The organism is Colwellia sp. Arc7-D, from assembly GCF_003061515.1.
In the GTDB taxonomy this organism is placed as follows: Bacteria; Pseudomonadota; Gammaproteobacteria; order Enterobacterales; family Alteromonadaceae; genus Cognaticolwellia.
Genome location: NZ_CP028924.1, coordinates 1055458 through 1068189, shown reverse-complemented (window position 1 = coordinate 1068189; position 12732 = coordinate 1055458). Strand labels below are relative to the sequence as shown.

Sequence of the window (12732 nt, the reverse complement as noted above, 5' to 3'; positions counted from 1 at the left end):
TTATGGCAATTAGTTTAGCTGATTATAGCTAGTCAAGACTAGCGCCAAATCAGCTCATAATTAAGTAAAAATACGGTAAAGTCACGTTAATAACCTCACCTCAGCACTTTAAAAGCTCTTTAAGGAACTTGTATTGAAATTTCCATCGTTATTGGAGTTTTTGTCATGGTGTCTACATTCAACATTTCTGCTTTAAAATCACCTGACTTAATACCCACACTACCTTGCATAGACACTACTGCGTAAATATGAACTTTATTGACACTACTGAGGCGCATTTGCGGTGTCATGGCTTGTGAATCATCTAATACGATAGTGACAGGTAAATCACTGGTTTTTATTTTAACTGCAGCTAATGGCATACGAGGACCATCGGCAGCTATAGCGTATATAAATACGGTTTTATCATCACCACTGATTAATTGCTCTTGCAGACTAGACGCTAAAGAAACTTCAACGGTGAGGTGAGGCAAACTCATGTCAGATGTTTTGTTATCATTAACCAAAGGAGCTGACTCATTACGCAGGCGTAATTGGTTTTTAGCTTCTTCAACCGCATCAGCTAGCGCATCGGTGCTTATGCCAGGTCGCTCACTGTTTAATACCACTTCCCAATACTGAACCGCCTTAGCAAAATCTTGATGACTAAAACTATCCATGCCAAGTAAAATATTGGTTGCCGGATCTAGCGAGTCTAACGCTAATGCTTGATCAATCACACGCTGAACACCAGCATCTATTTGCTGATCATTTTTATAATACATAGCTTGGGCTTTTGGTCCCAATATTTCAGCGTGTTCGCCAACTTGTTCCATAACTTTATCAAACGCCGCTATCGCATTATCAAATTTACCAACAGAGATATAAGCTTGACCTAAGCTAAACCAAGCCTCTGCATTTTCAGGCTCATCAGCGACTACTTGCTCAAGTTGCTGTAGTCGAAAAGCTAACATCTGCTCTGGTGTTAATTGACTATGATCACTACTTTCGATTGCTACAGGGGTGTTTAATAATTGATAAGAACCAAGCTTCATGTAACTAAAAAAGCTAAAGCTCACCACACTTAATGCAATGACAAGTGGCCACAACCAAGATCTTGTATTTTGTTCTACATTGAGGGTGCGAGTTGAATTGGCATCTTGCAACAATGTTTTATCTAACTCTGCTTTCAACTGCAGGTAGCTATCTTGCTCAATGCTGCCTTCAGCTAAATCAGTCTCAAGTTGGGCTAGGTGTTCATGATAAAGCGTGACGTTGGTTTCTTGACGAATATTGATATTTTCAGCACCGACAGTATCTTTAGATGAAGAAAAAATACGCCAGACAATAAGTAATGCAATCACTATCAATGATAAAATTGCCAGCCAGAATGTAATCATATTATTTAATTTATACCTATGTTAAAGCAATCACTTAATTCGTTTGATATTAGCCTTGTAGAAACTTTAATTAACGCCAATCAATTTATACATACTTTTTAATCGCGTCGTAGAGTAACAATTATCATCTATTTTTCCTAGCAATTCCGTCCGAAAAATCAGCGCATTAAGCGTATTGGAAAGTTAGATTCTTCATGGGTTAAGCGTTTTTCTTGATAATGATTAGAAAGTAATAATGAATCTAATAAAAATAAAATATCATAAAAAAAAATGTGAAGATGTAATGAAAATGTACTGCCTTGCATAAAATTTATTAAACTTAGTTTTTTAAAATTTAAGCAGCGCTCTTTGGGTATAGTATGAGAGGTGTCGCGTGACAGGAATAGCGAGAAGTGGGTACTTTTATTAATCTGTACCGGTGAGTTAATATTTTTGATATCTCAGATACAATTAAGCCGCTTAAAAAGCGGCTTAATAAGTAATCTATAGCAAAGCTAAAGATTAGCCATTACATGCATCTTTAAGTGCTTTACCAGCTTTAAAAGATGGAATTTTAGCTGCTGCGATTTCAATAGTCGCACCAGTTTGTGGGTTACGGCCTGTGCGTGCTGCACGGTCACGTACTGAAAAAGTACCAAAACCTACAAGAGCAACTTGATCGCCACCCTTTAATTCTTCTGTAACTGCTTCGATAAATGAATCTAATGCACGACCAGCCGCAGCTTTAGAAATGTCAGCGCCAGCAGCAATTTTCTCGATTAGTTGAGATTTATTCACAGTGTATTCCCCTTCAAGTGTTATTATTCAGCGCTATCTTCTGTTTAGCGTCCTGCAGAAGCCTTATATTTTGCTTCTTTTTGAACATCAAGCGCCGAGTTAAAGAAAACTAAAAATATTGATAATTATTTTTATCTCTACTATGCCCCTTATACGTAGGGGCTCTAGCGTTATCAGCGTCATTAACTTACCATAGTTTCAGCGTTTGAAAAGCGTTAATTGCATTTTTTTCGAAATTTTCGCTATTTTTTTAAGTTTTTTAACAAAAACAGCTGTTTTTTAGCCATTTATTTATCTGATTGCCACTTTTCAACCGGATGTTCTAAAGCAATTTTCAACACTTCGTCTATCCATTTAACCGGATAAATGGCTAAATCTGCTTTAACATTGTCAGGTATTTCTTTCAAATCTCGCTCATTATCTTTCGGAATAATAACCGTTTTTATACCACCGCGATGCGCTGCAAGTAATTTTTCTTTTAAACCGCCAATAGCTAATACTTCACCACGCAATGTAATTTCGCCTGTCATAGCGACATCAGCTCTCACCGGATTACCTGTTAAGCTTGATACTAAAGCGGTACACATGCCAATACCGGCACTTGGACCATCTTTCGGCGTTGCACCTTCTGGCACATGCACATGAATATCGCGTTTTTCATGAAAATCTTCATTAATACGTAATTTTTCTGTGCGACTGCGTACCACTGTCATCGCAGCTTGTATTGACTCTTGCATAACATCACCTAGCGAGCCGGTATAACTTAACTTGCCTTTACCAGGTACAGAAGCAGTTTCAATCGTAAGTAACTCACCACCAACTTGTGTCCAAGCAAGACCCGTGACTAGACCTACACGGTTTTCATCGTCAGCTTTACCATAATCAAAGCGTTGAACGCCTAAAAAGTCGGATAAGTTATCTTGGTTAATCGTTACTTTTTTAACTTTTTTGTCTAACAGTATCGATTTCACTGCTTTTCGACATAACTTAGATATGTCGCGCTCTAACGCACGCACACCTGCTTCACGCGTGTAATATCGAATAATACCAATAATAGCGCTGTCTTCAATTTCAATTTCTGTACTCTTTAAACCATTGCGTTCGATTTGCTTATTTAACAAATGATTTTTCGCAATATTGAGTTTTTCATCTTCGGTATAGCCCGACAAACGAATAACTTCCATACGATCAAGTAATGGTCCAGGAATATCCATGCTATTAGATGTAGCAACAAACATTACATCAGAAAGATCATAATCAACTTCTAAGTAATGGTCATTAAAACTACTATTCTGCTCAGGATCTAGTACCTCTAGAAGTGCAGAAGCTGGATCACCACGCATATCAGAAGCCATTTTATCTATTTCATCTAACAAAAATAGTGGATTTTTAACGCCTACTTTCGCTATTTTTTGAATTAGCTTGCCAGGTAAAGAACCAATGTAAGTTCTTCTATGACCACGTATTTCAGCTTCATCACGTACACCACCTAATGCCATGCGCACATATTTTCGGCCAGTTGATTTTGCAATAGACTGCCCTAATGATGTTTTACCGACACCAGGAGGTCCTACTAAACAAAGTATCGGTCCTTTTAGTTGACTCACACGTTGCTGAACGGCCAAATACTCTAATATACGCTCTTTAACTTTATCAAGTCCGTAGTGATCTTTGTCTAACACTTCTTGTGCTAACTTAAGATTACGCTTTAATTTACTGCGTTTTTTCCACGGTACACTGATCATCCAATCGATATAACTACGCACAACAGTTGCCTCAGCAGACATTGGCGACATCATTTTCAATTTTTTCAATTCAGTTAAGGTTTTTTCTTTAGCCTCTTTAGGCATTTGAGCAGCTTCAATCTGTTTTTCTATTTGCTCAACTTCGTTGGTACCTTCTTCATCATCACCAAGTTCTTTTTGAATAGCTTTCATTTGCTCATTCAAATAGTACTCACGCTGACTTTTTTCCATTTGTTTTTTAACACGCGTGCGAATTTTCTTCTCAACTTGCAGCAGGTCAATCTCACCTTCCATTAACGCCATCAAAAACTCAAGGCGCTCTGAAACATGGGTAATTTCTAAAACTTTTTGTTTATCAACCAATTTAAGCGGCATATGCGCTGCCATGGTATCTGCTAACTGCTCGGCATCATCAATACCTGATACTGACGTTAATACTTCAGGTGGTATTTTCTTATTTAATTTAACGTAGCCTTCGAACTGAGAAATAGCAGAGCGTATTAATACTTCAGTACTATCATCAGGAACACCTTCCACATTAAGAAACTCTGCGTTGGCAGTAAAATACTCGTCGGTTTCAACATATTCAGTTATTTGAGCACGACGAACACCTTCAACCAGTACTTTAACCGTACCGTCAGGCAACTTAAGCATTTGTAAGATGGTAGCAATTGTACCCGTTTGGTATAAATCACTTTGTTTGGGGTCGTCAACTGCTGCATCTTTTTGTGCAACAAGAAAAATTTGCTTATCATTTTCATTAGCAATATCAAGACAACGGATAGATTTTTCGCGACCAACAAACAATGGGATAACCATTTGTGGATAGACAACGACATCACGTAAGGCTAATACGGGAATTTCAACTACGCCAGATAACTCTTTAGTCATTGGTTACTCTCTCGGTGAATAATATGATGTGATTTTTAAAGATATGTAATTGTATATGGGGTGTTTGTAAATACTTTCAACTGATGAATAAAAAAAAGTGACGTTACCCAAATTGGTTAACGTCACTTTTAGAATTAAATTAGCTTAGTTATTATTCTGAAGACGCTTTATCTTGCTGCGTTTCAAAAATAATAATTGGCTTAGATTCGCCTTTAATAACCGTTTCATCAACGACGACTTTAACGGCATTGTCCATTGAAGGTATTTCATACATGGTTTCAAGTAAAACCCCTTCAACGATAGATCTTAAACCACGAGCACCAGTTTTACGAACCATCGCTTTATGGGCAATAGCAGATAAAGCATCTTCTCTGAATTCAAGCTCGACGTTTTCCATATCAAATAGCGCTTTAAATTGCTTAGTTAACGCATTTTTAGGCTCTTGTAATATTTGAATTAGTGCACTTTCATCAAGTTCAGTTAACGTTGCTACTACTGGTAAACGACCAATAAATTCTGGTATCAAACCGTATTTAACTAAATCTTCTGGCTCTACATCCTGAAAACGTTGCGTTAAAGTTTTCTCTTGGTCTTTGCCACGAACAGTAGCACCAAAACCAATACCTGTACCGGTATGACAACGTTGCTCTACCACTTTATCTAAACCAGCAAATGCGCCACCACAGATAAACAGGATTTTAGAGGTATCTACCTGTAAAAACTCTTGTTGTGGATGCTTACGACCACCTTGCGGAGGAACAGAAGCAATTGTGCCTTCAATAAGCTTTAACAGTGCTTGTTGAACACCTTCACCAGAAACGTCGCGAGTAATAGAAGGATTGTCTGATTTACGCGAAATTTTATCAATTTCGTCAATGTAAACAATACCACGTTGTGCTTTCTCAACGTCATAATCACATTTTTGCAATAACTTCTGGATGATGTTTTCAACATCTTCACCCACATAACCTGCTTCAGTTAATGTTGTAGCATCCGCCATAGTAAATGGTACATCAAGTAAGCGCGCTAATGTCTGCGCTAACAATGTTTTACCACTACCTGTAGGACCAATTAGCAAAATATTACTTTTGCTAAGCTCTACACCATTATGTGAGTCGCCATTGCGTAAACGTTTATAGTGATTATAAACCGCTACAGCGAGCACTTTTTTAGCATGTTCTTGCCCGATAACATAGTCATCTAAGCTTTCACGAATTTCTTTTGGCGTTGGTAAGCTTTCTTTATCTTGCTTGGGCGAAATTTCTTTAATTTCTTCACGAATAATGTCGTTACATAACTCAACACATTCATCGCAAACAAACACAGAAGGGCCTGCAATTAACTTACGTACTTCATGCTGGCTTTTACCACAAAACGAGCAATACAGTAGCTTACCGTCATCACCGTCACCTGTTTTCATATCGGTCATACGGTACCTCTAATATTTAAAATTTTACAAACTAATACTGAACAGTATTTCATAAATCACGTAAATAACAACGCGAATAATAAAGAAGTCCGTTATTTATCGATTCTTTGTTCTAATATGGCATCAACTAAGCCATATTCAACCGCACTCTCTGCGCTTAAGAAATTATCACGATCAGTATCGCCAGATACTTTTTCAAGTGATTGACCGGTATGTTCAGCCATTAAGCGGTTAAGCTTACTTTTGATATACAAAATTTCTTTCGCATGTATTTCAAAATCAGACGCTTGACCTTGAAAACCGCCAAGTGGTTGATGGATCATAACGCGAGCATTAGGTAGACAGTAACGTTTGCCTTTTTCTCCGCCTGAAAGCAAAAATGCGCCCATACTTGCCGCTTGACCAATACAAACCGTACTAATATTTGGCTTAATAAATTTCATGGTGTCATAAATAGCCATACCAGCAGTAACTGACCCACCAGGAGAGTTGATATATAAATAAATATCTTTATCTGGGCTTTCTGACTCTAAAAATAGCAATTGCGCAACAATCAAATTGGCCATGTGGTCTTCAACTTGACCACAAAGAAAAATAACGCGTTCTTTTAATAGTCTTGAATAAATATCGTAAGAGCGTTCACCTTTGGCGGTTTGCTCAACAACCATAGGCACTAAAGCACCTTCGGTCATACTCGTTAAATCGTGAGAATTATTGTGAGAAGTAAACAACTAACTTTCCTTTTTTATAAAAAAATGGCTCATATGTCCCCATACAAGCCATTTAAGCGATTGCTCAGCAAAATGTCAATCTAAAAGGTCTATTTACCTTCAGGATTCATGATATCTTTGAAGCTTGCTTTTTTGTTTTTAACTTTAGCGCTTTCAAGTAAGAACTCAACAGCCTGCTCTTCTAATGCAACATTTTGCATTTGTTGAGCAAGTTCTTTGTTAGTTTTGTAGTACTCGATTACTTCAGCTGGGTCTTCATAAGCTGATGCAGCTGATTCAATTAACTCAGTTACTTTTGCTTCGTCAACTTTTAATTCGTTAACTTTGATAACTTCACCAAGAAGCAAGCCTGTTTTAACACGCTTTTTAGCTTGTTCTTCAAACATTTCTGCTGGAAGTTCAGGTAAGTTATTTGGATCCATTTGATCAGCAAAACGTTGCATTGCTTGCTTGCGTAACACATCAACTTCTTGTGCAATTAAAGCAGCAGGTATTTCTAATTCACTCACTTCGAGTAAACCTTCAATCACTTGCTCTTTAACTTTAGCTTTAACCGCTTGGTTAAGCTCACGAGTCATGTTTTTACCAACTTCTTCGCGAAGTGCAGCAACGCCACCTTCTTCAACACCGAATAATTTAGCAAATTCGTCATTTACTTCAGGTAATACAGCGCCTTCAGTTTTGTGAACAACGATATCAAACTCTGCATCTTTACCTTTAAGCTTTTCAGCATGGTAATCATCAGGGAAAGTTACGGTGATTGTTTTTTCATCGCCGGCTTTCATACCAATGATTTCTTTTTCGAAACCAGGGATCATGCGGTTTGAACCTAACTCAAGTTCAAAACCTTCAGCTTTACCACCTTCAAATTCTTCACCGTCTACACGGCCATTGAAATCGATAGTAAGTTTGTCGCCTTTCTTGGTTTTACGTTTGTTTTCTTTCCACGTTTTATGCTGGTTTTGCAACGTTTCAAACATTTCATCAAGATCAGCATCAGTAACGTCAACAGCTGGACGTTCTACTGCTATTTTATCTAAATCTTTTAAAACAACTTCAGGGTAAACCTCAAATGTTGCTTCAAATTCTAATGCTTTGCCATCTTCATTGCTTTTAGCAATAAATGAAGGACGACCTGCTGGGTTTAATTTCTCAGCAACAATCGCATCAACAAAGTTACGTTGCATTAATTCACCAGCAACTTCTTGACGAACAGATTGACCATAGCGTTTTTGAATAACTGACGCTGGTACTTTACCTGGACGGAAACCATTGATACGCTGTGTTTTACCGATGTGGCGAAGACGATTCTTAACTTCAACATCTACTGTTTCGGCAGGAACTGAAATCGTTAAACGACGTTCCAAACCTTGTGTAGTCTCAACTGAAACTTGCATTTAATTACCTCAAAAAACTTAGCGTATGCACGCTTTCTATAACGCATCTAAATATAGTCAACACAACCTTAAATCAAAGTTGTGCTTTCAGCTTACTTGTTTGACAAGCAGAGCCCGGAAAATCCGAATAAAGATGTTCAGATTAAAATAATGACGCGAAATTATAGCGGTGCTTTAAACAAGAGTCGAGCCTAGAACGCAAATAAATTAAAATTTAGTGCTATAGCGTTAATAAATCGCTAAAAAAAGTTAATATATAGAATATGAAGGATTAAAAAAATTAGGTATGAAAGTTTGAGAATGTGCTTTGTAAAATGAAATTCTAACTTGTGAATGAATTTAACGACATAAAATCATCACTGAACTTAAAACTAAGGTAGTTTTATAAAGTTCTTAAAAAAAGAAGTGGTCGGTGATGCAAGATTCGAACTTGCGACCCCTTGGACCCAAACCAAGTGCGCTACCAAGCTGCGCTAATCACCGATATACTTTTATCTTTTACTACAACCCATACAAAAAATGGGGTGGCTAAAGGGACTTGAACCCTCGACAACCGGAATCACAATCCGGGGCTCTACCAACTGAGCTATAGCCACCACTGTATGGCGCGCCCTGCAGGATTCGAACCTGCGACCCACGCCTTAGAAGGGCGTTGCTCTATCCAGCTGAGCTAAGGGCGCACATTTACCTACAGATGCTGAACAAACTTAACTATATAAAGTTCATTCCTTTTTCACTTAAAAGTAAAAAAGTGGTCGGTGATACAAAATTCAAATTGTGACTGAACTTTAGAATACCTAAACCAATACTTAGCCTTTCAAATTACTTAAAGTATTAAGAAAAAAAAAGTGGTCGGTAATTCAAAATTCAAACTTCGACTGAACTTTAGTATACCCAAACCAATACTTAGCCTTTCAAGTTACTTAAAGTATTAAGAAAGAAAAAGTGGTCGGTGATGCAAGATTCGAACTTGCGACCCCTTGGACCCAAACCAAGTGCGCTACCAAGCTGCGCTAATCACCGACATTTGTTAAAAACGCTTGCGTTCTCAACGGGTGCGGATATTACCTAGTTGCCCGTTGCGCGTCAAACACTTTTTTTAAATAAATGTGCGTTCGCTCACTTTTACAGCATCTTGGTTAAAATACCACTCATAATGGCTGTTAAAATATAAATATCGGCTTTTTTTACCATTATTCACCAAGAAATCATTTTTTCGACAATCAAAGCATTTATTTTCTACAAATAGCTTTTCTAATATGCGAAAATAGCCACGTTTATTAGCCTTTTGTGAAGAATTATGACTGCAGCTCTTATTGACGGTAAGTTGATCGCCCAACAACTACGCCTTTCTGTTAAAGATAAAGTTCAAAAACGTATAGAAAGTGGTTTACGTGCGCCAGGGTTAGCCGTTATTTTAGTAGGTTCAGATCCTGCATCACAAGTATATGTTGGTAGCAAAAGAAAAGCCTGTGAAGAAGTTGGTTTTGTATCTCGTTCTTATGACTTACCTCCAACCACAACACAAAAAGAGCTTTTTAATTTAATCGACGAATTAAATAACGATAATGCTATAGATGGCATTCTTGTACAGTTACCCTTGCCTGCAGGTTTAGATGCCAACTTAATTATTGAACACATTAGCCCATTGAAAGATGTTGATGGCTTTCACCCTAATAATGTCGGCAAGCTAGCATTACGCCAACCGGGTCTTCGTCCTTGCACCCCAAAAGGCATAATGACTCTGATTAAGTCAACGGGAATTGACCCACATGGTCTAGAGGCTGTTGTTGTAGGAGCTTCTAATATTGTTGGCCGACCAATGACTTTAGAACTATTACTAGCAGGTTGTACCGTAACCACAACCCATAGGTTCACTAAAGACTTAGAAACAAAAATAAGAAATGCCGACCTATTAGTTGTTGCTGTCGGCAAGCCTGAGTTTATTCCAGGCGAGTGGATTAAAGCCGGTGCTATAGTGATCGATGTGGGTATTAACCGCCTAGATAACGGTAAACTGGTTGGCGATATTGGTTTTGCTAAAGCAAAAGAAAGTGCCGCTTATATTACTCCAGTTCCAGGGGGAGTTGGGCCTATGACAGTTGCAAGTTTAATCGAAAACACACTGATTGCTTGTGAAAAGTTTCATCATTAAAATTATAACTTTCTGACAATACACGTTTTTATGATTGATTAATCAAAAATAAAAAAGAACAGCCTGCTATTGCAGGCTGTTCTTTTTTAAATCGTGTATATTTTAAAACAATGTATATTTTAAAATAATTTATGCTTTACGCCACGTTGTGCCGCCGGCACCATCTTCTAGAATAATATTTAATGCGGCTAACTTATCGCGTGCATCATCAGCCATCCCCCAGTCTTTATTCGCTCGGGCGTCATTACGTTGTTTAATTAAGGCTTCGATTTCTGCAACCTCATCACTGTCAGCATCACCACCTTGGAAAAAATCTTCAGGTGAATTTTGCGCAACACCTAAAACCTCACCAAGTGAAACTAAAATAAAAGCAAGTTTTGACGCTTCAGCTATATCTGTAGCTTTAATGCGATTGATCTCTTTCGCCAATTCAAATAACACTGGCATAGCTTCAGGACAATTAAAGTCATCATCCATCGCTTTTTCAAAACGCTTAACGTATTCGTTGCCTTTTAATTCTACTTTCGTTGGTGTCACATCTCGTAATGCCGTGTAGATACGCTCTAAACTGGCACGTGCTTGCGTTAAATTATCTTGTGAATAATTTAATTGGCTGCGGTAATGACTAGACGTTAAAAAGAAACGTACGCTTTCTGCATCATATTCATCGAGTACACTGCGCAAAGTAAAAAAGTTATTTAAAGATTTTGACATCTTTTCTTTATTTATTTGCACCATACCACCATGCATCCAGTAATTAACATATGGTGTATCATGTGCACAACAAGATTGAGCGATTTCATTTTCATGGTGTGGGAACTGTAAATCAGAGCCGCCACCATGAATATCAAAATGTTCACCCAAATGCTTTAAATTCATCGCCGAACATTCAATATGCCAACCCGGACGACCTTTCCCCAAGGTGATTCCCAACTTGGCTCGTCAGGCTTTGCCATTTTCCATAGCACAAAATCTAATGGGCTACGTTTCGCTTCATCAACGTCAACTCGAGAGCCCGATTGCAACATACCTAAATTTTGTAAACTTAATTTACCGTAATCTTTATAAGTACTGACTTCAAACATGACATCACCATTACTGGCAACATAAGCATGTTTTCGCTCAATTAAACGCTCAACTAACGCAATAATTTCATTCATATGACCGGTGACTGTCGGTGCAATATCGGGGCGCATAATGTTAAGATCATCAAAATCTTGATACATTTGCGCGGTCATACGTAAAGTTAAGTCTTCACAACTTTCACCGTTTTCATTGGCACGTTTAATTATTTTATCGTCTACGTCAGTGATGTTACGCACGTGTGTTAAGTCGTAGTCTAAATATTTAAAATAACGGGCAATAATATCGAAAGCAACATAGGTTCTGGCGTGGCCAATATGACAGCGGTCATAAATTGTAATACCACAAACATATAAACCTACCTTGTTGGAAGTGATCGGCTTAAAAACTTCTTTTTTCCTGCTTAAGGTATTATAAATTTGCAACATAACGACTGTTTTTCCTATGTAATATCAATACTTGATTAAATTCTGTTACTCCCAGAGTGGGAATTATCGCAATTGTACCCCAAGTATTGCAATGAATCATTAGCTTGGCTGTATTTGCTGTAATATTTACCGATTAATTTTTGACGACATTTTGCCGAGAAATGTTTCTTTTATTGAGTTACAATTTGCCTAATTACATTTCCTTTAGATTTATGAGTAAAAAAAATGATCACATTTAAAACAACCTTAGGCGAAGTTAAAATTGAATTAGATTTTGATAACGCACCTGTTACGGCAAAAAACTTTCAACAATACGCTGAAGATGGCTTTTATAACGGCACGATTTTTCACCGCGTAATTAAAGGTTTTATGGCGCAAGGCGGTGGATTCGCATCAGGTATGGACGAAAAAACCAGCCGCGAATCAATTCAAAATGAAGCAAATAATGGCTTAACCAATGCTCGTGGCACTTTAGCTATGGCGCGTACGCAAGAACCACATTCAGCTTCAGCACAATTTTTTATCAATTTAGCCGATAACGATTTCCTTAATTTTAAAAGTGAAGATGTGCAAGGCTGGGGTTACTGTGTATTTGGTAAAGTTGTTGAAGGCATGGACATTGTCGATAAAATGACGCTAGTTGATACAGGTCGCATGGGATTTCACGACGATGTTCCAAAAGAAGAAATAATTATTGAAGAAACAATCGTAGCGTAA

The 12732-nt window shown here is 37.8% G+C and carries 8 protein-coding genes, 4 tRNA genes and 1 pseudogene; 2 read left to right on the top strand and 11 right to left on the bottom strand.

Features of this window, described 5'->3' with window-relative positions; all coding sequences use genetic code 11:
• Positions 1–119 precede the first annotated feature (119 nt).
• The 10 genes from ccmI to DBO93_RS04600 all read right to left on the bottom strand — a co-directional run bounded on the left by ccmI (position 120) and on the right by DBO93_RS04600 (position 9372).
• On the bottom strand, positions 120–1379 hold the full coding sequence (ccmI, locus tag DBO93_RS04645; protein ID WP_108455282.1) for a c-type cytochrome biogenesis protein CcmI: 1260 nt from the start codon (positions 1377–1379) through the stop codon (positions 120–122).
• 501 nt (positions 1380–1880) lie between these two features.
• A complete protein-coding gene (gene hupB / locus DBO93_RS04640) occupies positions 1881–2156 on the bottom strand; it encodes a nucleoid-associated protein HU-beta (RefSeq protein WP_085302046.1) in 276 nt (91 codons plus the stop codon).
• A gap of 287 nt (positions 2157–2443) precedes the next feature.
• Positions 2444–4792 (bottom strand): endopeptidase La, encoded by a 2349-nt coding sequence (gene lon, locus DBO93_RS04635; RefSeq protein WP_108455281.1) that lies wholly within the window; start codon positions 4790–4792, stop codon positions 2444–2446.
• A gap of 151 nt (positions 4793–4943) precedes the next feature.
• Positions 4944–6221: an ATP-dependent protease ATP-binding subunit ClpX gene (gene clpX / locus DBO93_RS04630; protein ID WP_108455280.1), complete on the bottom strand. Its 1278-nt coding sequence runs from the start codon at positions 6219–6221 to the stop codon at positions 4944–4946.
• A gap of 92 nt (positions 6222–6313) precedes the next feature.
• Positions 6314–6913: an ATP-dependent Clp endopeptidase proteolytic subunit ClpP gene (clpP, locus tag DBO93_RS04625; RefSeq protein ID WP_108457750.1), complete on the bottom strand. Its 600-nt coding sequence runs from the start codon at positions 6911–6913 to the stop codon at positions 6314–6316.
• A gap of 128 nt (positions 6914–7041) precedes the next feature.
• Positions 7042–8349 (bottom strand): trigger factor, encoded by a 1308-nt coding sequence (tig, locus tag DBO93_RS04620; RefSeq protein ID WP_108455279.1) that lies wholly within the window; start codon positions 8347–8349, stop codon positions 7042–7044.
• Positions 8350–8755: 406 nt separating this feature from the next.
• Positions 8756–8832, bottom strand: a tRNA-Pro gene (locus DBO93_RS04615).
• 37 nt (positions 8833–8869) lie between these two features.
• Positions 8870–8945 (bottom strand) — tRNA-His (locus tag DBO93_RS04610).
• Positions 8946–8952: 7 nt separating this feature from the next.
• Positions 8953–9029 (bottom strand) — tRNA-Arg (locus DBO93_RS04605).
• Between the two features lie 266 nt (positions 9030–9295).
• Positions 9296–9372, bottom strand: a tRNA-Pro gene (locus DBO93_RS04600).
• Positions 9373–9649: 277 nt separating this feature from the next.
• On the opposite strand from DBO93_RS04600, the gene folD reads away from it, so the two are divergent.
• Positions 9650–10504 (top strand): bifunctional methylenetetrahydrofolate dehydrogenase/methenyltetrahydrofolate cyclohydrolase FolD, encoded by an 855-nt coding sequence (gene folD, locus DBO93_RS04595; RefSeq protein ID WP_108455278.1) that lies wholly within the window; start codon positions 9650–9652, stop codon positions 10502–10504.
• Between the two features lie 129 nt (positions 10505–10633).
• On the opposite strand, the pseudogene cysS reads toward folD, so the two are convergent.
• Positions 10634–12015: pseudogene (gene cysS / locus DBO93_RS04590) on the bottom strand (cysteine--tRNA ligase).
• Between the two features lie 225 nt (positions 12016–12240).
• On the opposite strand from cysS, the gene DBO93_RS04585 reads away from it, so the two are divergent.
• Positions 12241–12732, top strand: coding sequence for a peptidylprolyl isomerase (locus DBO93_RS04585; RefSeq protein ID WP_108455277.1), 492 nt, complete (start codon positions 12241–12243; stop codon positions 12730–12732).